The organism is Dactylosporangium cerinum, assembly GCF_042653625.1.
Lineage (GTDB): Bacteria > Actinomycetota > Actinomycetes > Mycobacteriales > Micromonosporaceae > Dactylosporangium > Dactylosporangium cerinum.
Map to the genome: position 1 here is coordinate 41147 of NZ_JBHSIU010000054.1, position 23059 is coordinate 64205.

The 23059-nt window shown below is 71.5% G+C and carries 12 protein-coding genes and 1 pseudogene; 7 read left to right on the forward strand and 6 right to left on the reverse strand.

The genetic code is table 11. The features are described 5' to 3' along the window. Positions 1 to 84: 84 nt before the first annotated feature. The gene (locus ACFPIJ_RS38085) at positions 85 to 1959 is read left to right on the forward strand and encodes a DUF4118 domain-containing protein (protein WP_380122761.1); all 1875 of its coding nucleotides are present in this window, start codon (positions 85 to 87) and stop codon (positions 1957 to 1959) included. A 195-nt stretch (positions 1960 to 2154) separates the two neighbouring features. Here ACFPIJ_RS38085 and ACFPIJ_RS38090 read toward each other — a convergent pair. Continuing rightward, positions 2155 to 2430 (reverse strand): annotated as a pseudogene (locus ACFPIJ_RS38090) (RICIN domain-containing protein); the annotation flags it as partial. A 178-nt stretch (positions 2431 to 2608) separates the two neighbouring features. Between ACFPIJ_RS38090 and ACFPIJ_RS38095 the strand changes: the two are divergent. Then, positions 2609 to 4489: a sensor histidine kinase gene (locus ACFPIJ_RS38095; protein WP_380122763.1), complete on the forward strand. Its 1881-nt coding sequence runs from the start codon at positions 2609 to 2611 to the stop codon at positions 4487 to 4489. 274 nt (positions 4490 to 4763) lie between these two features. Here the strand turns inward: ACFPIJ_RS38095 and ACFPIJ_RS38100 are convergent, their stop codons facing one another. The 3 genes from ACFPIJ_RS38100 to ACFPIJ_RS38110 form a co-directional block, all read right to left on the reverse strand. Beyond that, the gene (locus tag ACFPIJ_RS38100) at positions 4764 to 5462 is read right to left on the reverse strand and encodes a hypothetical protein (protein WP_380122764.1); all 699 of its coding nucleotides are present in this window, start codon (positions 5460 to 5462) and stop codon (positions 4764 to 4766) included. Between the two features lie 202 nt (positions 5463 to 5664). After that, on the reverse strand, positions 5665 to 6969 hold the full coding sequence (locus tag ACFPIJ_RS38105) for a sugar phosphate isomerase/epimerase family protein (RefSeq protein ID WP_380122766.1): 1305 nt from the start codon (positions 6967 to 6969) through the stop codon (positions 5665 to 5667). A gap of 95 nt (positions 6970 to 7064) precedes the next feature. After that, on the reverse strand, positions 7065 to 10439 hold the full coding sequence (locus ACFPIJ_RS38110; protein ID WP_380122768.1) for a ThuA domain-containing protein: 3375 nt from the start codon (positions 10437 to 10439) through the stop codon (positions 7065 to 7067). An 812-nt stretch (positions 10440 to 11251) separates the two neighbouring features. Here ACFPIJ_RS38110 and ACFPIJ_RS38115 point away from each other — a divergent pair. The 4 genes from ACFPIJ_RS38115 (at position 11252) to ACFPIJ_RS38130 (ending at position 16116) form a co-directional block, all read left to right on the forward strand. Further along, positions 11252 to 13360 carry a ThuA domain-containing protein gene (locus ACFPIJ_RS38115; RefSeq protein WP_380122770.1) on the forward strand — a complete coding sequence of 703 codons (2109 nt, stop codon included), beginning with the start codon at positions 11252 to 11254 and terminating at the stop codon, positions 13358 to 13360. Positions 13361 to 13669: 309 nt separating this feature from the next. Next, the gene (locus tag ACFPIJ_RS38120; protein WP_380122772.1) at positions 13670 to 14224 is read left to right on the forward strand and encodes an NADPH-dependent FMN reductase; all 555 of its coding nucleotides are present in this window, start codon (positions 13670 to 13672) and stop codon (positions 14222 to 14224) included. A 27-nt stretch (positions 14225 to 14251) separates the two neighbouring features. Further along, complete coding sequence (locus tag ACFPIJ_RS38125; RefSeq protein ID WP_380122774.1) at positions 14252 to 15265, forward strand: ATP-binding cassette domain-containing protein; 1014 nt, start codon at positions 14252 to 14254, stop codon at positions 15263 to 15265. Continuing rightward, complete coding sequence (locus ACFPIJ_RS38130) at positions 15262 to 16116, forward strand: ABC transporter permease (protein WP_380122776.1); 855 nt, start codon at positions 15262 to 15264, stop codon at positions 16114 to 16116. The genes ACFPIJ_RS38125 and ACFPIJ_RS38130 overlap by 4 nt, the downstream gene beginning before the upstream one ends. Before the next feature lie 169 nt (positions 16117 to 16285). On the opposite strand, the gene ACFPIJ_RS38135 is transcribed toward ACFPIJ_RS38130, so the two are convergent. Both ACFPIJ_RS38135 and ACFPIJ_RS38140 read right to left on the reverse strand, forming a co-directional pair. After that, a complete protein-coding gene (locus ACFPIJ_RS38135; protein ID WP_380122777.1) occupies positions 16286 to 19546 on the reverse strand; it encodes an ATP-binding protein in 3261 nt (1086 codons plus the stop codon). A 108-nt stretch (positions 19547 to 19654) separates the two neighbouring features. Then, a complete protein-coding gene (locus tag ACFPIJ_RS38140; protein WP_380122779.1) occupies positions 19655 to 21565 on the reverse strand; it encodes an acyltransferase family protein in 1911 nt (636 codons plus the stop codon). A gap of 234 nt (positions 21566 to 21799) precedes the next feature. Here ACFPIJ_RS38140 and ACFPIJ_RS38145 point away from each other — a divergent pair, with 234 nt between their 5' ends. Beyond that, positions 21800 to 23017: a COG4705 family protein gene (locus tag ACFPIJ_RS38145; protein WP_380122781.1), complete on the forward strand. Its 1218-nt coding sequence runs from the start codon at positions 21800 to 21802 to the stop codon at positions 23015 to 23017. The last annotated feature ends 42 nt before the right edge of the window (positions 23018 to 23059 follow it).

Here is a 23059-nt window from a genome sequence, read left to right on the forward strand (position 1 = left end):
GACGCCGTCACGGGTCGATGTGGAGCGGTATTCAGCCAGGCGCAGCCGCCCCGTGTCGACGTGAGACGTGGGGGGCGGTCGCTGATGTCGGCCCGCCTGATGGCGCTGTTGCTGTCTCAGAAACGGCCGCCGATCGAGGTCGGTCTGATCACCGCATTGATGCTCATCGCGGTGCAGACGGTCGCGCTGCTGCCCTTCAGGGGAGGCCCCGGAGACGACGCCCGAAGTGTGGCCTACCTGTGCGGCGTTCTGGTGGTCTCGAGCATGTGGGGCGCCTGGCTCGGCGTGTTGACCGCGGTGGCGAGTGCCATTGTATTTAACTACTTCTACGTAGCTCCCTTCTGGTCGCTGAACCTCACCACCCGGCACGACCTGCAGACGGTAGCGGTGTTCATCGTCGCGGGGCTGTTCACCACCTTCGTCGCAAACCTGGCCCGGTCCCGCGCAGTCGAGGCGTCCGAGCGCCGTCAGGAGGCCGACCTCGCCGCCGAACTGGCGCACCGGATGCTGCGCGCCGACGATCTGCGTTCGACGCTTGGCCCGGCGTCGCAGCGGCTCGCGGAGGCGTTCGAACTGCGGTCTGCGGCAATCAAGCTCCAGGCGGTTCCCGGGGACGAGCAGTGGGCCGAGTTCCCCCTGTGGGACGGCGCGACGCCCCTGGGCACGCTGCTGATCCCGGCTGACGCCCCCGACCGGACCCGGGAGCGCTTGCGGCAACGCGTGGTGCCGTCCCTGGAGTCTCTGCTGGGTGCGGCGCGCGAACGGGAGGGGATCACCGACTCACTGACAGCGGCCCGCGTGGAGGCCACCGGGCTGGCGGCGGAACAGGCCTCGTTGCGGCGAGTGGCGACCCTGGTCGCACACGGGGCCGCACCGGCTGAGGTGTTCGACGCGGTGACCGCCGAACTGTGCCAGCTGCTCGGCCCGTACGGCACGGGGCTCATCCGCTACGAGCCGGACTACACAGGCACCCTCGTTTCGGGTCGCAGCGAGCCCGGCGTCGGCGAGATGCCGACCGGGACGCGCCTCCGGCTTGATGACAACTGCCTGTCCGGGAGAATCAGGCGCACCGGCCGGCCGGCCGCGGCCAGCTATGACAACGCTGCCGCAGGCACCACCGCCGCGGTCCTGCGAGCGTTGGGTATACGTTCGGGGGTCGGTGTGCCGGTTGTGGTCGAAGGCCGGCTCTGGGGCGCAGCCGTCGTCTCCACCACGAAGACCACACCGATAACGGCCGCAGTGCGAGCACGGCTGGCCGACTTCACCGAGCTGGTTGCTGCCGCCATCGCCAACGCTGACAGCCGTGCGCAGCTCACCGCCTCCCGCGCGCGCATCGTCGCCGCCACGGACGAAGCCCGTCGGCGGCTCGAACGCGACCTGCACGACGGCGCGCAGCAACGTCTCATTTCGCTCGGCCTTCAGACGCGCACCTTGCAGGCCACCCTGCCACCCGGATGTGACGTGGCCCAGGAGGGACTGACGGAGATCGCTACCGGTCTGACCAGCGCCTGTGAGGATCTCCGGGAAATCTCGCGGGGCATCCATCCGGCGATGCTGTCCAAGGGTGGACTCGGCCCGGCGCTCAGAAGCCTTGCCCGCCGCAGCGCACTTCCCGTCGAACTCGCCCTGGACATCGACCGCCGGTTGCCCGAGCGGGTCGAGGTGACGACGTACTACGTGGTGTCCGAAGCCCTGACGAACGCAGCCAAACACGCTCAGGCGACCGTGGTGCATGTCGACACCGCCGCGACGGATGCGATCCTCCGGCTCTCGATCAGGGACGACGGCGTCGGGGGTGCCGGCATCGGCCGGGGGTCCGGACTGATCGGGCTCCAGGACCGCATCGAGACCGTCGGCGGCCACCTGGAGATCGTGAGCCCGGCCGGCAGCGGCACGACAATCCTGGTCACGATCCCGATCGACGCGAACGTGCCGCCGGCCGCCGGTTCCTCGCCCTGAGCCCCTCGATGTCCAGGGACCAGTCGCCCCGCGGATCCACGGGGCGACTGCGCAACCTCATGCCGATGGCGCCGGGCCGAGTAGTCCAGTTCGACCGTCGCGGTGGACGTCGGGCCCCGGATGCGGTGCGTCAGCGTGTTGCGGGCCGCATACAGGTCGCCGGTGATGGTGGCCGCCTGCAGCCGCAGCCCGCTGCCGGTTGAGCAGCCGGACGTAGCCGTCGGAGGAGTCGGCGAGCCGGAACTGCTGGTTGGTGCCGTTACCGTCGGCCCACTGCACGATCGCGGCACCGTCGGCGGTGGAGAGGTTGTAGACGTCCAGGACCTTGCCGGAATGCTTCGACTTCAGCCGGTAGTAGCCGCCGCCGGAATCCACGAACTGCCACTGCTGGTTCGCGCCGTCACCACGCGCCCATTGCGTGATGCGACCGCCGTCGGCGGTGGAGAAGTTGTACACATCCAGGGTCGCGCCACCTTGGATCCGGGCACCGCCGGCGGCCGGGGTGAAATAGGGGGTGGTCCGCGGCGCCCGGACCACCACGCGTGGGTCGTCCGATGCCCCGCCGCCCTACCATCGACTCGTTGACTCCGCTCGACCGGCTCCGCCCTGCCCTGACACAGCGGAACCGACGCGCTCGAGAAGAGGGCCGATGATGCAGGGACGCCTGGCGGCGTGGCTGGTGCGGCCCAGTCCGCCACCGCTCTCCATAGGGATCGCAGTCGGCGCCGGGCTCATCGTCGTGGAGACCCTGTTGGTCTACCCGCTCCGGCATGTCGCTCCCAGAGAGGCCCTGGCCCTCGTCTACCTGATCGGTGTGCTCCTCGTCTCCACGGTGTGGGGCCTGTGGCTGGGCGTGGCGACGTCGATCGCCAGCGCGGTTGCGTTCGACTTCTTCCACACCCCGCCGGTCGGGCTCTTCACCACGGAGGACTGGCGGGACTGGCTCGAGCTCGCGGCGTACCTCATGGTCGCCGGGGTCGGCAGTTCGGTGGCGCAATTAGCCCGCGCCCGGGCGCTCGAGGCCGTCGAACGGCGCCGGGAGGCTGACGCGGTCGCCGAGCTGACCCGGATCATCCTCGGCGCCGGTGATGTGCAAGCGGTGCTTCCCGAAGCCTCAGACCGGCTCGCGCATGCCATGCAGGTGCCATTCGCGGTGATCGAGGTTGGCGAGGTCCCGCCGAACGAGGGCCGGATCCAGCTGCCGCTGCGGCCCGGCGCGCTGGTCGTGCCCGCAGATCTGCCGGACCGGGTCATGAGGCGCCTGCAGGACGGGGTGGTGCCCGGGCTGGCGACGGTGCTGCGGGCCAGCCGTTCGCTGCAGGCAAGCCGGACCGAGCTGCAGGCGCTCCTCACGCAACAGGCGGCGCTCCGACGGGTGGCGGTGCTCGTGGCCCACGGCGTCGCCCTCGCCGAGCTCGCCGCCACGGTCGCGGCCGAGGCGGCCGAGCTGTTCAAGGCGGACGCCACGCGGGTGCTGCGCCGGGACGGCCCCAGCACGGTCACCGTCGTCGCCGAGCACGGCAGATCAGAAGCCGAGTCGATGCTGGGCAAGCGGCTCAACCCTTCCGGCGGCGTCTCGGCGCTGGTGCTGCGCGACTCCCGTCCGGCCCGCATGGACTCCTACGACGGCAGCAGCGGTCCGACCGCCGACCTCGCCCGCGCCGAGGGTTTCCACGCCTCAGCCGGCGCGCCGGTCGTCGTCGACGGCCAGGTCTGGGGCGTCCTCGTCGCCCTGTGGTCCCGGGTCGGCCCGGCGCCACCCGGCGCCGAGCACGAGCTCGCCCAGTTCACCGAACTCGTCGCGACCGCGATCGCCAACACCGAGAGCCGTGCGGAGCTCAACGCGTCCCGTGCCCGGCTGGTCTTCGCCGCCGACGAGGGCCGCCGCGACATCGAACGCGACCTCCACGACCGGGTGCTGCAGCGGCTCATCTCACTCGGGCTCGAGTTGCGCGTTGCCGAGGCGCTGATCCCCCAGGAGCTCGCCGAGCTGCGGTCCCGCCTGTCGGACACCGCCGCGGGGCTGTCCGGCGTCCTCGAGCATCTCCAGCGGATCGTCCGCGGCATACACCCGGCGATCGTCGCCCAGGGCGGGCTGGGCTCCGCGATCAAGTCGCTCGCCCGCCGCTGCCCGGTCCCGGTGGCGGTCCGCACCGGGCCGAAGCGTCGCCTGCCCGGCTACGTCGAGGTCGCCGCCTATTACGTGGTCTCGGAAGCGATCGCCAACTCGGCTGCGCACGCCGACGCCTCGGCGATCGACGTGGACCTCGACATCGTTGCGGACGGATCAGCGACCGACGGAACAGCGTGGGGCGAGGTCCTCAGCGTGACCGTGCACCACGACGGCGTCGGCGCGGATCCGGAGCAGGACTTCGGCCTGGCCGGCGTGCGCGACCGCGTCGAGGCGCTCGGCGGCACGCTGGCGCTGACCAGCGCGGCCGGCCGCGGCACGTCCCTCAACGTGAAACTGCCCGTGGGCGGCCAGGACTGCCCGGGCGCGGAGGCCGGCTGGTCATTCGGTGGCATGTGACGCGACGGCCTCTCCCCCGGATTCTCACCCCGCGCCGGCCCCGCACCGGCCTGGTTCCGGCGTAACGTGGGACGTGGCCTGCGAGACGAGCGGGAGAGCGAGACTGATAGCACAGTTGAGCTCAGGCTGAAGGACTGAAAGGTCGGACGGCGATCCCGTGCACCTGACCCGGGTAAAACCGGGGAGGAGAATCGCCTCGCAGGTTGTTTGTGTGCCCCTGCACACCGGCCACGACGTCCTTGACGGACGCCGTGGTCCCGTCGGCTCCCGGCGGTCAGTTGCCCTCCTTCGAACCGTCAGACGTCATCGCCCCCTGCCCGGGCGTGCTCGGCAGGAACACGTGCTGGTGGCCGTGACCGGTGTCGACGTTGAGCGAGTCGAGCTGCGTCCCACCGATGGACCAGGTCACCACGGCGCTGTCGCGTTGCCGGGCGGCGAGGGCGAGCAGCGCCGGCCGCTGCGCGTCGGTGGCCCTGACCACCTCGGCGTACGTGTCGACGGCCAGGTCGAGCTGGCGGGCGCCGGTGGCGAAGCCGGACCGGGCGACGTTGACCGCCGTCCCGGCGGACTGCGCCTCCGCGAAGTCGCTGACAACCTTGCGGGTGACCGCCTTCCAGCCCTCCACCTGCGCGGCGGTTGCCAGCGGTCCGGGTGCCGCGGCGCCGGCGGGCAGCGCGGTGTACATCGCCTCCATGACCGGCGCCAGCAGGTCGGCGTTGCGGCGCGCCTGATCGGTCAGGCGCACGACCTGCTCGACGTCGCGCTGCACCTCGGCCGCCTGCAGGGCGTCGATGCGCCGCTGCGTGTCGGAGCGCGGGTCGGCCGTGGCGGCGCCGATCCAGCCGCCGAGCAACCCGCCGACGACCAGGGCAGCGACCGGCACGGCCAGCCGGCGCCAGATCGACGGCGACGCGGCGGCGCTCCGGCCGGCACCGCGGCGAGGGGCTGGGCGCAGCTTCGTCCGGTTGCTCATACGGCACCCACGATCGGCGATTGGTGGGACATGGCGACTCCAGGCACGTCGAGGCGGCACGAACACGGACGCCCGGGGCTCGCCGAAGACCACCGGGACGATGCTCGTGGACGTCGATCGTATCGGCACAGCGGGCGCACGACCGAAGGCCGTCCCCGGGGCTGGCGGGGACGGCCTCCAATGGCCTCTTTTGTCGGACGGGTCAGCCGCGCAGGGCGGCCATGCCGGCGGCGCTGATCCTGGAGAATCGCAGCGACTGGCCGGGGTCGCCGTTACCGCCGGGGGCGTTGTCCTGCTCGTAGTTCGAGTTGTGGAAGCCCTTGGCGCCGATGTTGCTGTAGAACCCCTCGTAGTTGATGTCGCTGCGGGGGTCGCCGAACGGGATCCACGAGTAGCCGTCACCCACGCCGGGGGCCTGGCCGGTGGCGTCGCCGTCCTTGGCGTGGAACAGCGCGTACCGCTTGGTCTGCTTCGCGACCTGGGCGGTCGGGTCGAAGATGTCCTGGACGCGCTTGCCGTCCCAGTCGTAGCGCCAGCGGTGCTGGTGCTGCGCGACGTGGGCCCAGTAGACGTCCATCTCGATGACGACGAGGTCGGGGTTGGTGACATCGAGGTAGTGCTGCATGAGCCGCTTGCCCGACTCGCCGCGGACCTGGGTCGGCGCGATCGGCGCGCCGGTGAGCCGGTCCTCGGTGACGGTGACGAGTGGCCCGTCCTGGAGGAAGTTGTACGCCGGCGAGTGGTTGTGGGTGTACATCTGGATGCCCCACTGGCCCACGCTGATCTCGTTGAGCGCCGACCACTTCTCGCCCGCGAGGGTCCACGGCTCGATGTTGCGGTTGTTGGCGCTCGTCGGGTCGCTGCCGGTGCCCATGAACGGCATGCCGAGGATCGCCGCGAACTCCAGCTCGGTCTGCAGCCGGTTGTAGTCCTGGGTGGTCATCGCGCCGCCGGCGCTGCCCGGGCCGTTCCAGGTGTTCGGGACGAACCCGTGGTTGCCGATCGCCTCCAGGCCGTAGGCGTCGAGGAAACCGCGCAGGGTGCGGGCGTACGCCAGGTAGGCTGCCCGAGCCTCCGGGGTGGTGACGCCGCCCGGGGCCGGGTTCGGCGCGGCGCCGCCCGGGTTCGCGGCGTTCTGGCCGTAGCCGGCGAACTCGATCTGCTTGAACCCGGCGTTGGCGAGGAACGCGAACAGCTCCACCCAGCCGCCGGGGAGCGGCACCAGCGGCCCGAGGTCGGTCGGGTCCTTGGGGAAGTTGGGGCCGCCCAGGTAACCCATCGTCGGCGCCACCCCCAGCGCGGCGCTCGCGGCGATGCCGATCCGGGTCGGCACGTCGCGCTGGCTGTACGTGATGGTGCCGAGCTTGCCGCCGGGGATGAGCCGGCCGTTGGCCGCGCTCGCCGACGTGGGCGAGAAGACGGAGGCCGGGCCGAGCGGGGTGAACGCGGCCGCCGCCGTGAGACCGGCACCGGCCAATAACCGACGGCGGTTGATCTTTCCGGACATGTGTTGCTCCTTCTGCTGGTAGTGCGTGTGGTTCAGACCGGGGCGGGGTGCGGCGGCACTGCGGGGTGTCGCACCCCGCCCCGGTTGGGGTGGTGCTAGGGCGCGCTCACGCCCTGACCGCCGAACTCCACCCAGTTGAGGTTGAAGAAGTTGTTCGTCGGCCCGCCTGCGACGGGACGGAACACCAGGTAGATCCGGTGTGCCCCGCCTGGGTCAGTGATCGGGAAGGTCTGGCTGGCATACGTGGTCGCGTTCGCGGTGGGCGCGATCGTGACCGTGGTCAGGACCGGCCCGTCGACCGCGTCCAGGCGGACCTCGACGGAACCGGTGCCGGCCGCACCGCTGCCACCGGACGTGCGGAACGTCAGCGAGGCGATGTTCTCGAGGTCGACCGTGCCGTTGAGGGCGATCCAGTCACCGCTGCCGAGGCTGCCGCGTTGCAGCCCGCCACCGGTGTCGGCGGTCGCCGCCGTGTTCGTGCCGGACTGGTCGACGGCGAACTCGAGCTCCTGCTTCTTCTGCCGGACCGTCGTCTGCGCGACCGTGGTCAGCGCCGGGATGCCGCCGGGACCGCCCTTGTCCGTGTACGAGGCACTGATCACGCCGAACACGTTGCCGCCGTGCGAGACGTCCTCCTCGGACGTGGGCAGTGTCCCGGAGCAGCCGTTGACGGTCGTCTCCGCGTGGCCGTGGCTGTCGTGCCCGAGCACGAACGTCACCTCGACCTTGGAGCAGTCGATGGCACCGTCCTGCGGGTCGGTGACCGTGACGTTGAACGGGATCGAGTCGCCGAAGGCGAACAGCCCACCCTCGATCGGCACGGTGACCTTGACCGTCGGTGAGGTGTTGCCGACGGTGATCGTCGTGTTGGCCGAGGCGGTCTTGCCGCTGGAGTCCGTGACGGTCAGCCGGGCCGTGTACACCCCGTTCGTGGTGTACGTGAACGTCGGGTCCGGGTCGACGGAGTCGGTCGTGCCGTTGCCGTCGAAGTCCCAGGCGAACTTGATGGAGTCGCCCGGGTCCGGGTCCTTCGAGCCTTCGCTGGAGAACGCGACGGTCAGGGGCCCGACACCGTCGGTCGGGGTGGCCGACAGCTTCGCGACCGGTGCCCGGGTGCCCTTGACGTAGCTGAACTTCACCAGTGCGGCATCGGGGTTGATGTTGAAGAAGCCGTCACCGTAGGTCAGCAGGTAGAAGCTGCCGTCCTTGCCCCACATCATGTCCATGGGGTTGTCGCACAGGAACGGCCGGGCGGGCGTGGTCGGTCCCGCGCCACAGCTGAGCAGATCGTTGATCTTGAAGACCTGCCCGGACGAGTCCAGGCGGATCTCCCGCAGGTAGTCGCGGGTGAACTCGCCGAAGAAGATGGACTGGTCGTAGTACGCCGGGAACTTCGTCGGGTTGGGGTTGTTCGCGTCGTAGTCGTACTTGGCCGCGCCGTGCGGCCCGACGCCGCCGGTGCCGAGCTCCGGGAACAGCTGCGGGCACTTGCCGGCCGGGCTCACCATGTAGTACGCCGCGCAGGGCGTGCCGAGCGGGTTGGCCGCGTTGTTGTCCTGGAACGAGTACCACATGTCCGGCTGTGCGATCGGCGGCGCATAGGTCAGGCCGGTGTTCCACCGAGACGTGTTGGCCGGGCCGTGGTCCGGGTTGTTGCACTCGAACGCCTGCGGCGGGCTGTCCAGCGGCGTCGAGGTGTTGAAGTTCCACCGGTAGTACGGCAGCGTCGGCGAGTAGCACAGCGGCCAGCCGTAGTTGGCCGGCTTCCGCACGATCTCCATCCGGCCGGTGCCGGCGGGTCCGCGGTTCACCTGCGGCGTCGAGGAGTCGGGCGAGTAGTCGGTGACGTAGGCGACGCCGGCCTTGTCCACGGTGATGCGGAACGGGTTGCGGAAGCCCATGGCGTAGATCTCGGGCCGGGTCTTGCCGCCGCCCTCCTCGTTGCCGGTGAACAGGTTGCCGGCCGGGACGGTGTAGGAACCGTCAGACTGGACCTTGATGCGCAGGACCTTGCCCCGCAGGTCGTTGGTGTTCATCGCCGAGCGGCGGGCGTCGACGAACTGGGCGTTGTACTGCCCGGTCGTGGTGAGCATGTCGTTGAACGGCGCGAAGCCACCGGAGTTGCCGCCACCCGCCGGGGTGTCGTCGCCGGTCACCATCCACAGGTTGTTGTCCTTGTCGAAGGTGATGTCGCCGGCCACGTGGCAGCAGGCCCCGCGATCGACCGGCACCTTCATGATCTTCTGCTCGGACGCGACGTCGAGGGTCGGGGTGGGACCGTCGACGAACTTGAACCGCGACAGCTGGAAGTAGCCCTTCCACGGATCCCAGACGCTGGGGTCGGCGCCCGTCGTCGGGGCGTTCGCGGTCGGCGTCGTCTGCGGATACGGCGCTTCCATGGTCAGCGGCGAGTAGTACAGGTAGACCCAGCGGTTGTTGGCGAAGTCGTTGTCGATCGCCGGGCCGTACATGCCGTCCTCGCTGGCCATGTACACCGGGATCTGGGCCAGCAGGTGGGTGGTGTTGTTCGCCGGGTCGTGCAGGCGGACGCCGCCACGGCGGTCGGTCTGCACGACGCGGCCGTCGGGCAGCACGTCGAAGCCGATCGGCTCGCTGACGTTCGGCGGCGCGGCGACGTAGTCCATCTGGTAGTTCGCCAGCACGGTCGCACCGCAGTCACCGTCGGTCTGGCCGGCCGCCCACTGGATCGCGCCGCCGAGGTGGGACCGCAGGTCCGCCGTGGCGAAGCTCGCCGGCGTGTCGCCGAGCCCGGTGTAGAACGAGCGGCCGCCCTGGTAGTCCTTGCACCAGGTGATCGGGTGGTCGGACCCCATCGTGCCGCCGCTGTACGTGGTCTCGTCGACGGTCGCCAGCACGTGCGAGACGCCCCGCACGTTGGACGTGAAGTTGTACCACTGATCGGTGCGTTCCCAGCGCTCGGGCAGATTCCCCGACGCCGGGTGTACGCGGTCCGCGACCTTGATCGTGGCCTTGGTGACGCTGGACGAACCCGCCGCCCTGGTGCCGAGGACCTCGGTCAGGAACGGCCAGTCCGGCTCGGTCTCGATCGCCGAGTGGATGCCGACGAAGCCGCCGCCGTCCCGGTAGTACGACTCGAACGCGGCCTGCTGGGTCGCGTCGAGCACGTCACCGGACGTGTTGAGGAAGACGACCACCCGGAACTGCTTGAGGTGGGGTTCGTCGAACTTCCTGGCGTCGTCGGTCTCCTCGACGGTGAATCGGAGCTGCTTGCCGAGTTCCTTGAGCGCGTTGACGCCGGCCGAGGTCGACGCGTGTTTCGCGCCGGCCGCCTTGGTGAACGCCAGGACCTTGTACTGGATGCCATTACTGGACGGCTGGGGCGCGGCGACCGCCGGGGCGGACGCCGACGCCGTCCCGACCAACACACTTGCAACGAGCGCGAGCAGGCTGGCGTACGTGGTGGCGCGACGGCCTGGAGCTCTGGTCATGGGACCTCCTCCGCAGGGGTGCAAGACGAACGGACCGTCGTGAGCCGCGGCGGTGCGCCGCGAGCGGACGACGTCCGGTCGTGTTACGGGGTGTGGTGACGGGGTGTGTGGTGCTCCGGCACGCCCGGAGGGAGGCGCGCGGTGGTGGTTGGAACCGCGAATGCATCACCGAGCTGCGCGTCAGTGCTCGCCGGGATCCCGCTCAGCGGGGCGAGCGACTGGCTCGGTAAAGCTGTTGCCACCGTACAACTCGAGTCCATCAAAAGAAAGGTTCAAATCCGCGAAAGTTCGACGTGATCGGCTTCAACTTTTATTTGTACTTACGAAAGTTTGTTGTCCGTGAACCTGGCTCCCGGTGGTCACCAGAATGATCCCGCTGTAAGGAGCGAAGGACCCGCGATTGGCGTTACACACCGCGTCTGAACTGCCGAAAGTCGCGGGATGCAGGGCATGACGCCAGCTAGCTTTTGACAATAAGGCCATCTGCACAGTGGCGGATTCCGGTGTACGCGAGGGCGGCCGGCGCACTTTTGCACAGATCGATGAAAGTTCAACCAAATGACGTCGAAGCTCTGGACTTGGTGAGCGGAAGGCTCCTACTGTGGCGACGCCGCGCGCTGTCCAGAGGGTCCGGCGGTGGGTGCGCTCCACAGCCGGAGGCGGCGAAGCGGGAGTAGTTGGCCGGTGCGGTCGGGAGGACGGGATCCTTCCGGCCGCACCGGACACCGTCCGGACCCGTTGCCACTTCCCCGTTGCCACTTCCCCGTTGCCGTTCCGTTCCCGTTCCTGCTCCAGAACCGGAAGGAAGAAGCATGCCCAGCCAACCGCCAACCACCAGCGCCCTGACGGCGCACCCGCACCGAACCTCCCGCCGGCACCTGTTACGCCGCCTGGCCATTGCCGTGCCGGTGGCGTCCCTGTCCGTCGGGTCGCTCGCCATCGCCGTCCCGGCATGGGCCGCGCCGACGAGCACACCGGCCACCCTCACCCCCGCACCTCCCACCGGGACCAACAACTACTACCGGGGCCCGGTCACGCTGAACCTGTCCGCAACCGACGCGGCCAACGGCGTCCAACGCCTGGAGTACCGGCTCGGCAACGCGGCACCGTTCCAGACCGCGACGTCCGCGACCGGCCCGTACCCCTCGACGTTGACCGGCTCGGTGCAGATCACCCAGCAGGGCACCACCACGGTCGGCTACCGCGCAGTCGGCGGCGACGGTTCGGCCGAGGCCGTCCGCACGATCACGGTCCGGATCGACACCGTCGCCCCGGTGGTCAGCTGGCCCGGCATCGTCGACGGGCACGTCGGCCACACCGCCACGCTGATCCCGACCCGGACCGATCCCGCACCCGGCTCCGGCGGCGTCTTCATCCACCGCATGTGGATCGACCAGACCGAAACGACCCCGCTGCCCGTCGCCACCTCCACCCTCGCCACCGGGGCGCACACGATCAGCGTGGTGGCCAGCGACGCCGCCGGCAACGCGGCGCGGTTCGACCAGACGTTCGTGGTGACCACCTCGTTCGCCGACCTCGACACCCTCATCGGCGGTTACGTCACCAGCGGCGCGATCAGCGCGGACCTCGCGGCCGACCTGCGCGCCAAGCTGACGGAGGCGGCGAGCCTCGCGGAACTGGGCAACACCAACCAGGCGAAGCGGGCCCTCAACCAGTTCGTCGCTACCGTGCAGGGCGGCCCGGCCTCCGGCGCGGTCCGGGACACGCTCGTCGGCGACGCCCGCTATCTGCAGGATCAGCTCGCCGGGAAGCTCCCCGGCGATCCGGCGACCGGCATGACCGTCACGCCGGCCGCCGGGCCCAACCCGATCGCACCGGCAATCCCGCTCACGGCCTCCACGAACTTCCCCGGCGCCACCTACCGGGTGCTGTACTTCTCGGCCACCAAGGGCTTCCGGCACGACCACATCGCCGACACCGCCCTGCTCGTCGAGCAGTGGGGTCAGCAGCACGGCTTCGACGTCGACATCTGGGACCCGAGGCTGGCCCCGGCATCGCTGCCGAGCACGCCGTTCACCTCCGCCGCCGACCTGGCGAAGTACAAGACGATCATCTTCGGCTCCCCGGTGGACGGGACCAACCCCAACAGCGCACCGGCGTCCGACGCGCTCAATGCCGACGAACTGGCCGCGTTCAAGGGCTACGTCCAGGCCGGCGGCGGATACGTCGGGCTGCACGGCGCGTCCGACGCGATCCACAACGTGCCGTGGTACCGCGACCTGGTCGGGGCCTGGTTCACCAACCACCCTGGCGGCCAGAACGGCGAGGGCACCTGCGGCAGCTGCATCAACGTGCGGGTCAACACCGAGGACTCCACGAACCCGGCCACCGCGCACCTGCCGAAGACCTGGCTCACCATCGACGAGCTGTACAACTTCGACCACAACCCGCGCGCCGAGGTGCACACGCTGCTGAGCCTGGACGAATCGTCATACAGCCGGAGTCTCAACAGTGGCAACGCCGCGAACAACCCGATGGCACTCATGGGTGGCGACCACCCGATCGCGTGGTGCCAGAACTACGACGGTGGCCGCCAGTTCTCGCTCATCCTCGGCCACGACCGCGCGCAGTACTACCGCGAGTCATTCACCAAGATCTTGCTGGCCGGCATCAGCTGGACCGCCGGCCAGACCGAGGCGAACTGCTCGACCTTCCGGCAGACCCGCACGCTGATCACCACCAGTACCGCGGCCGGCACGCTGGACCCGGAGTCCGCCGCGGCGGCCACCGCGCTCCTCGACGACGCCCAGGCCGCCTACCTGCGGCAGGACCACAACGCCGCGACCACGTCGCTCAACAAGATCATCGCACTGACCGGCTCACCCGCCGCCGGCGCGGCTCGCGGCGAGCTCGACCGCCAGGCCCGCCAGTTGCGGGACTGGATGATGTCCTTGAAGTAGTCCCGCGCCGAACACGGCGTTAGGGAGAGCTCTCCGGCGACGCTGTCCGAAGGGTCCGGCTGTGGGTGCGCTCCACAGCCGGAGGCGGCGAAGCGGGAGTGGTTGGCCGGTGCGGTCGGGAGGACGGGATCCTTCCGGCCGCACCGGTCGCTGTCCGGGCCCGTTCGTTCCTGAACGAACGGCAGCAAACGGCCGGTTCGGCCGTGTCCCCGCGCGTTTCGTGGCGGCGGGCCGCCAGACGCCGTCTCGCGGCTGCCAGATGCCGTCTCGCGCCTGTCGGATGAAACCGACGGAACCGGGGAGGTGACCATGACGCCGCTGCGCGTTGCCGTGATCATCGGCAGTACCCGTGAGGGGCGGATGGGCGACCGGGTCGGTCGCTGGCTCGTCGAACGGGCGGGTGAGCGCGACGACCTGGCCGTGACCGCCGTCGACCTCGCCGACTACGACTTCCCCGGCAGCTACCCGGCGGAGGCGACAGCGGCGATGCGGTCGTTCGTGCGGCGGGTGGACGACGCGGAGGCGTTCGTCGTGGTCACCCCGGAGTACAACCACAGTTTCCCGGCTTCGTTGAAGCAGGCGATCGACTACGCCTATGACGAGTGGCGGGCCAAGCCGGTCGGGTTCGTGTCCTACGGCTGCCACTCGACCGGGCTGCACGCCGTCGACCACCTCCGGACGGTCTTCACGGCCCTGCACACGGTGACGGTGGCCGGCGTCGTCGCGTTCGACCTGCTGTGCGGCGAACCGGCGCCGCCGGCCGACGACCAGCTGCGCCGTGACGTCACGGTCATGCTCGACCAGCTCGGCTGGTGGGGCCTGACGTTGCGGGAAGGACGGGCAGCACGCCCGTACACCAGCTGAAACGACAACACAGGAAGGTTGCGGCACATGAGCAGACGCACCACCGGGCCGGCCGTCGAGGCGGTCGGCCTGACCCGGTCGTTCGGGACGACCCGCGCCCTGGACGGCATCGACCTGCAGATCCCCACCGGCACCGTGTACGGGCTGCTCGGGCCGAACGGCGCGGGCAAGACCACGACGGTGCGGGTCCTCGCCACGCTGCTGCGCCCGGACGGCGGCCAGGCCAGGGTCTTCGGCCACGACGTGGTGACCGAGGCCGACGCGGTCCGGGCCCGGGTCAGCCTGACGGGGCAGTACGCGTCGGTGGACGAGGACCTGACCGGCGCGGAGAACCTGGTCCTGCTGGGCCGCCTGCTCGGGCTGGGCCGGACCGCCGCCCGGGACCGGGCCGAAGGTCTGCTGGCCGCGTTCGGCCTGACCGAGGCGGCGGCGCGGCAGGTCAAGAAGTACTCCGGCGGGATGCGCCGGCGGATCGACATCGCGGCGAGCATCCTCAGCACGCCGGACCTGTTGTTCCTGGACGAGCCGACGACCGGGCTGGACCCGCGCAGCCGCAACCAGGTGTGGGAGATCATCCGGGCGGTGGTGGCACACGGCACGACGGTGCTGCTGACCACGCAGTACCTGGACGAAGCGGATCAGCTGGCCGGGCGGATCGCGGTCGTCGACCACGGCCGGGTGATCGCGGAGGGCACCCCGGGCGAACTGAAGTCGTCGGTGGGCTCCGGCACCGTCCACGTGCGGTTGCGGGACCCGGCGCGACGCGACGACGCGGAGCGGGTGCTGCAGTCCGCGCTGGGCGTGCCGGTGCAGCTGGAGCCGGACCCGGTGGCGATGACCGCCCGCGTGGGCGGCGCCGGATCCGACCTCGACGCCGGCGCCCAGGCCGCGCTCGCGCTGGGCAACCTGGCCCGCGCCGGCATCGTGGTCGACGACTTCTCGCTGGGCCAGCCGAGCCTGGACGAGGTCTTCCTGGCCCTGACCGACCACCCCGCCGCCGAGGCCGGCGAGCGGGACGAGCAGATGGAGAAGGCCCGATGAGTGACGTCACCACCACGACCGGCCGGGCGCCGACGCTGTACGTGCCGTCGGCGGAGGCACTCGCCACGGTCCTCGCGCCGGGCTCGAGGCCGCCGAGACCGAGCGCGCTGTCCGCGTCGCTCACCTTCGGCTGGCGGGCGATGCTGAAGATCAAGCACGTGCCGGAGCAGCTGTTCGACGTCACCGCGTTCCCGATCATCATGGTGCTGATGTTCACGTACCTGTTCGGCGGCGCGCTCGCCGGCAGCCCGCGGGACTACCTGCAGTTCTTCCTGCCGGGGATCATGGTGACGAGCGTCGTGATGATCACCATGTACACCGGCGTCGGGTTGAACACCGACATCGAGAAGGGGGTCTTCGACCGGTTCCGGACGCTGCCGATCTGGCGGCCCGCCGCGCTGGTCGGCATGATCCTCGGCGACGTGCTGCGCTACGTCCTCGGCGCGCTGGTCATGCTCGGGGTGGGGCTGATCCTCGGGTTCCGGCCCGGCGGGGGGCTGCCCGGGGTGCTGGCCGGGATCGGCCTGATCGTGGTCTTCTCGTTTGCGTTCTCCTGGGTGTGGACGTTCTTCGGGCTGGTGCTGCGCAGCGAGAAGTCGGTGATGGGGGTCAGCATGATGGTGCTGTTCCCGCTGACGTTCCTGAGCAACGTCTTCGTCAACCCGGTCACGATGCCGGGCTGGCTGCAGGCGTTCGTGAAGGCCAACCCGATCACCCATCTGGTGGCGTCGGTGCGGGCGGCGATGGCCGGATCCTCCGACGCGAAGAACCTGATGTGGGTGCTGCTGTGGAGCGCCGGGTTCCTGGTGGTCTTCGGCACGCTGACGATGCGTCGCTACAACCGTCGCTGAGGCGCCAGGGGCTGTATCGAAGTGGGGGTCGGAGCGAGGCGAGGCTCAGGCGTCGGCTGGGGCCGCGCCGGGCGCGCCTGGATACCGGGGTTGTATCCAGGTGTGACCGGCGTGGGTCCAGGCGGCGTCTGAGTCCGCCGCAGCCCGGCCATCCACTTCGATACAGCCCCTAGAAGCGCCACGGCAGCGGTTCGGCCGGGTGGTAGCCGCAGGTGCTGCCGGTCGAGACGGTGTCGCGCAGGTGGGCGGCGAGGGCCGGGTGCCGGCCGTCGAGGCGGCGCAGCGTGTCCCGGATGCGGGCCGTCACGGTCTTGCGGGCGCGTTCGGCGTCGTCGCCGAGGCGGCGGTTGCGCCCGGCCAGCCCGGCGGCGGCCCGCAGGTGCTCCAGCAGCGCCGCCCGTTCGGCGTCGAGGGCGGCGAGCCGGGCCTCGTCGCCGCGGATGGCGGCCCGGTCGATCTCCTCGTCGAGCTGGTCGAGGTGCAGCCGGTAGCGCACCTTGGCCTCGTCGTCCAGCACAGGGTCGCCGCCGAACCGGCGGGCGGCGACGAGATCGGGGCCGGCCGCCGGGTCCAGCAACTCGGCCGCCGGCACGTCGGTGCCCGGGCGGCTCAGCAGCAGGCGCAGGTCGTGCAGGCCCTTGGCGTCCGGCAGGTGCACGACCGTGCCGGCGTAGGTGAGCTGCCAGACCGGCCCGTCACGGCGGAACGCATAGTCGGCGGACGCCCGCTCCGGCCCGTCACGGCGGACCTCGGAATCCCGCTCCGGCCCGGCCGTCGCCGCGCCGAGCCGCTGCAGCACCTGCGCCATGCCCAGGGCCTGCGCCGCGGACCCGGCGGTGGCGCGTTCCTCGGCCGCCGCCGCGGTGTCCCCCGGTTGTCCGCGGCCGGTCAGCGCGTCCACCAGGCCGGCCCGGGCGAGCAGCGACCAGGGCTGCGAGCCCATCCGGCCGGCACCGTCGCGGGCCGCGCTGAAGCCGGTGACGGCGTCGGCCCACCGCTGCTGCGCCAGGTCGACCAGGGCCAGCCAGTAATCCACCGGGCCACTGACGTCACAGCCGAAGAGCGCGACGATCCATTGGCCGCGGTGCGGGTCGAGCGTCTCCCGGATCCGCGCACAGCGCTGTGGATCGGCGGTCGCCGCGGCGACAAGTGCCTGGAGGCGGTGCCACAGCGGCGAGACGGCACGGGTGAAGCTCGCCCCGGCCGCCTCGATGCCGGCGGTCAGCTCGACGGCCGTCGCGTGGTCGCCGCGCTCGGCCGCGGTGATGGCCCGCAGCAGGTCCCTCAGGTTCCCCTCGGCCTGGCCCATCCGCTCCAGCGCCTCGTCCGCCTCGGCGAACCTGCCCTGCAGCGTCAGCCACGACCAGCGCACCTGCTCGCTCAGGCAATAGGGGTCGGACTGCTCCCCCACGATGATCTCGTCCAGTTCCGTGAACAGCTCGCCGGCCTCGGCGAAGTCACCCCGGAACGAGGCGACGATGCCGCCGTCGATAGCCGCCCCCATCCGGTAGCCGGCGGCGGCGCTGGCCCGGCCGCCGGCGACGAAGGCGGTCAACTCCCGGTGGTAGGCGGGGTCGCCGAGCTCCAGCAGGGCGACCCAGCGCAGCGACGTGGCCCACAGCTCGGTCTCCAGGTCGCCGGTGCGCCGCGCCACGTCACGGATCTCGGCGGTCAGCGTGGCCCGGTCGGCGGCGGTGCCCATGCCCCAGGTGGTGTCGTGGCGCGCCCAGAGGCTGAACGTGAGCGTCTCGTCGTCGTGGCCGCGGCGGGCGATCGTCTCGGTGGCGGTGATGAGGTCGGCGGCCAGCACGGTGAGCGGCGCCGTGGCGTCCGGTTCGCCGATGAGCCGCCGGTGCGCCTCGCGGAGCAGTTCCGCCGGGTCGGCCGAGCGGTCCGCGACCGTCGTCTGCCGATACATGGTGTGCGCGACCCGGGCCAGCAGCACCGGATCGTCGAGGGCGAGCGCGAGCGCCCCGGCGTCGGCGAGGAGGCGGTCGGCCTCGCCACGGTCGCCGTGGTGGTGCAGGTGCCGGCCGAGGTCGACCATCGTCCTGACCCGCTGGGCCGGGTCCTCGGTGCGCTCCAACGCGCGGCGGAAGTGCAGCACCGCCTCCTCCGTGGCCAGCCGCAGGGCCGCCTCCCGGGCGGCGGCGGCGAGCAGGTCGGCGGCCCGGGACGCCTCCAGGGCGGCGCCGGCCAGCCAGGCGTGCCGGGCCAGGTCGGCGGGGATCAGCCGCTCGGCGAGGGCATCGGAGCGGTCGACGGCGCGGACGACGGCGGCGTGCCGGGCGTGCCGGTCCTCGTCGGGCAGCCCGTCATACAGCGTCTCGCGGACCAGGTCATGGGCGAAGGCGAACCGCCCCTCACCGTGGGCGGTCACGAGCCGTGCCGTCACCGCCCGGTCCAGGAGCCGGTCGACCTGCGCGACCGGGCCGGGCAGGCAGGCGGCCAGGACCTGGCGGTGGAAGTCGCGGCCCAGCACGGCGGCGCCGGTGAGCGCGTCGACGACCGCGCCGGGCAGCTCGGCGAGACGCCCCTGCACGGCCTGCCGGACGCCGGGGGCGATCGTGGTGACCGGGCCGCCCGCGCGCCACAGCCGGGCGGTCTGCTCGACGAAGAACGGGTTGCCGCCGGTGCGCCGGTGCACCTCGCTGAGCGTTTCCGGGTCGGGTTCCCGGCCGGCGGTGCGACTGATCAGCGCGCCGACCTCGGCCCGGGCCAGGCCGGTGAGGGTGACGGTGGTGGCCTTCGCGATCAGCGGCATCAGCACCGCGTGCAGCCGGTGCTCGGCCGAATCGACCTCCGCGTCACGGTACGTGCCGATCACCAGCAACCGCTCGAACCAGGTGTGCTGCGTGGCGAACCGCAGCAGGCGCATGGACGCCGGGTCGGCCCAGTGCAGGTCGTCGAGGACGACGACGACCGGTCGGCGCTGGGAGACCGAGACGAGCGCGGTGGTCACCGCGTCGTGGAGCGCGAACGCCTCGCGGTCGCCGTCACCCGCCGTTCCGCTGTCCGGCCGGCCTTCCGGGTCCGCGTCCGCGTCCGCGTCCGTGGTTGTGGCTGTGGTTGTGGCTGTGGCTCTGCCTGCGCCTGTCGCTTCGCCGAGCAGGACCTGGAGGCCGGGGCCGGCCGATTCCTGGGCGAGGGCCCAGTCGCCGGCGGAACGCCGCAGCCCGCGCAGCACCTGCACCCAGGGCCAGTAGCCGGGCGCGCTGTCGGAGTCCCAGCAGGCGGCGCCGAGCACCAGGGCGCCCCGCTGCCGGGCCTCGTCGGCCGCGGCGGTCACGAGCGTGGTCTTGCCGATGCCCGGCTCGCCGGCGACGAGGACCAGACCGCCGTGGCTGGCGACGGCCCGGTCGACCGCGGCGCGCAGCAGGGCCGCGGGATGGTCCCGCCCGATGATGCGCTCGCCGATCCGCGGCTCCATGACCTAGACACCGTAGCGAACCGGCGCCCCGCTGTCGCACCGCACCGCACCGCGCCTCGCTCGCACCGCGCCCTGCTCGCACCGCGCCTCGCTCGGGCGGCGGCTCGTTCAGGTGGTCGCGAGTCGCAGCAGTTGCGGCGCCAGCCACGGCGCGACGACGCGCTGTACCCCGGCCGGGGTGAGGTGCAGGCCGTCGCTGCGGACCTGGACCCCACCGACCCGCCAGGTGAAGGCGCCGTCCGGGCACAGCACCCGGTTGAGGTCCAGGACCACCGGCCGGTCCCGGTGGCTGCCGGCCACCTCGGTCAGCAGCCGGTTCCACGCATCGACGCGGGCCGGGGTGTCCTCGGGCCACAGGCCGCCGTCCGGTCGTTCCTGTCGGCGGGTGTACGGCGCGGTCAGCAGCGCGACCCGGGCGCCCCGGGAGGCGGTGAGGTCGACCGCGCGGCGCAGCTGCGCGCTGAGGTACGTGTCGTAGGCCGGCTCACCGACGTGCGTCCACCGGCCGTCGAGCCTGCGGTCCATCAGTTCCCAGCGGTCCAGGAGCACGACCACGACATCCGGGTCCTGGCTCGCGGTGGAGCCGCCCCACCGCGACTCCCAGGTGGCGCAGTACGGGTAGTTGGTGTGCGGCTCGCCGCCGTAGCGCAACTCGGGCAGCACCGCGATGCCGCAGCCCTGCACACCCTCGTTGGTCAGCGTGAAGCCGGCCGGGTCGGCGGGCCAGTACGCACCGAGGGTCCATGACACGGAGTCGCCGATGACCATGACCCGCGGCGGGCCCGGCCGCCGACCGGCGCGGCCCACCGGCGGCACCGTGGACGCCGTAGAGGGCGCCGGGTCCGAGGGCTGCGCGGCGGTCGCGGCCGCCAGCACGGGCGGCGCGACAACCGGAGCCGGCGCCACGACCGCGAGCGCGGCGGCCGTCGCGGCAGCCAGACCTGCGGCCGCACCGACCGCCCAGCGGAGCGGGCCGGTCCACGGCCGCCGCAGCGGCTGTTCGACGAGGTAGAAGCTGGCCGCGGCGACGGCGAGGGTCGCCGCGACCCGCAGCGCGAACAGCCGCGGCCCGTGCAGGCCGGTCCGGCCGGCGTCGAGCACCGCGAACAACGGCCAGTGCCACAGGTAGCCGCCGTAGGAGATCCGCCCCACCCACCCCAGCGGCGCCGCGCCGAGCAGCCGCGCCACCGGCGTGCCGGGCGCCGCGGCGAGTTCGGCCAGGACCGCCGCGGCGGCCAGCGCGGTCAGCGCGAAACCACCCCGGTACAACCACGCCCCGGCACCGCCCGCGAGGACCGCGAACCCGGCGAGCAGTGCCACCCCGGCGACCGCCGCGCCCCGCCGTGCCGTGGGATGCCGCGCCACGACCGGCGCCGCGGCGGCGAGTGCACAGCCCGCGAGCAGCGCCGCGGCCCGGGTGTCACTGCCGAAGTACGCCCGGCCCGGGTGCATCGGATCGAACAGCACCGCGGCGGCGACCGTCGACGCCGCGAACCCGGCGGCGCACAGCGCGCCGATCAACCGCCGGGGCCGCCGCGCCCGCAGCGCGAGCAGGATCAGCACCGGCCACAGCAGGTAGAACTGTTCCTCGATGGCGAGCGACCAGGTGTGCTGCAACGGCGAGGCCGCCGCCGTCGCGGTGAAGTAGTCACCGTCGCGCAGCACCATCCGCCAGTTCGCCCAGTAGGTGAGCGCGGCGACCGCGTCGGTGCGCAACGCCCCCGGCTCCTGCCCCGGCAGCAGGTACGCGGCAGCCAGGACCACCGTGAGGACCAGCAGCGCCAGGGCCGGCAGCAGCCGGCGGACCCGGCGCAACCAGAACCCACCCAGCGACACCCGGCCGGTCACCTCGGCCTCGCGCAGCAACAGCGACGTGATCAGAAACCCGGACAGCACGAAGAACACGTCGACGCCCAGGAAACCACCGGGCAGCCAGGCCGGCATCCCGTGCACGACCAGCACCGCGCACAGCGCGACGGCCCGCAGCCCGTCCAACGGCGGCAGGTGGCGCAACGACACGCGCCGGACGCTGCCCGTCGCGTCTCGCCGCAAACGTCAGGAGGGAGTGGATCCGGGCTGCAACGCGCCACGCCGATACCTGGCCGCGCAGGTCTTCAGCGGAATTTCAGGAAGATCGGCCTACGTTTCCCACCGAATTGCATGGAGTCAGCGTCTGTCTGCAGCCAGTCGTGAGGGAGCGTTGTGTCCGTTACCGCCAACAGGCTGGTGAGTTCGCGCGGGTGGTTGACCAAGGTGCCTGCGATCACCGCCACCTTCTGGGTCATCAAGGTCCTGTCCACCACGATCGGGGAGACGTTCGCGGACTACCTGGCCGTGAACGTCGGTCTCGGTCCGATAGTGACCGACGCGATCATGTTCGTCCTGCTGGCGACCGCACTGGTCCTGCAGTTCCGGACCCGTCGCTACACGCCCTGGATCTACTGGCTCTGCGTGGTGCTGGTGAGCATCTTCGGCACCCAACTCACCGACTTCTTCACCGACACCCTCGGCGTGCCGCTCGCCGCCAGTACCGTCGTGTTCTCGGTCCTCCTCGCCGTGGTGTTCGCGATCTGGCACCGGCAGGAGCGCACCCTCGCCATCGCCTCGATCAACACGCCGCGCCGCGAAGCCTTCTACTGGGCGGCGATCCTGACCACGTTCGCGCTCGGGACCGCCGCCGGTGACTTCGCCACCGAGGCGCTCAACCTCGGCTTCCGCAACGGTGCGCTGATCTTCGGCGGGCTGATCCTGGCCACCTGGATCGCGTTGCGCCTCGGCGCCGGCCAGGTGCTGACGTTCTGGATCGCCTACGTTCTCACCCGGCCGCTCGGCGCGTCCCTCGGCGACCTGCTCACCCAGGACAAAGACCTCGGCGGCCTCGCTCTGGGCGCGAGCGCCACCAGCCTGCTGTTCCTGGCGGCCATCGTCGTGCTCGTCGTCCGCGAACAGCTGCTGGTCAGCCGGCACGGTGTCCTCGACAAGGGCGCCGGGCCGCGCGGTGGTCACCGCCAGGACCATGCGTGGGCCGGTGCCGCCGCTCTCGCCGTTGCCGTCGCCGGTTTCGGGCTCAGCCTGGCGCACGGCTCGCAGCAGGCCACCGACGCCCAGGCCGACGTCGCGCAGAACATGGTCACGGCGGGCGCGTCGGGCCCCTCCACCGCGGCGCGTCCGGTGCACCCGACGACCAAGCTGGGCAATCTCAGCAAGTTCGCCGTGATCGTGGCCGACGTCAAGGCCAAGGTCGCCGACAACGACCTCGTGGCCGCCAAGACCCGCGTCAAGGACCTCGAGGTTGCCTGGGACGACGCCGAAGCCGGGCTCAAATCACGCGACGCCACCAAGTGGCACCAGGTCGACGACCAGATCGATGCCGTCCTCACCGCCCTGCGCGCGGCGCATCCCAGCCAAGGAGACTGCGCATCCGCTGTCGCCGGCCTGATGCATACGCTGGACGCGTTCGACGGGGTCTGACCCAAGCCGACGGCGCTGCTGCTGGTCCTGCCCGGCGGCGCC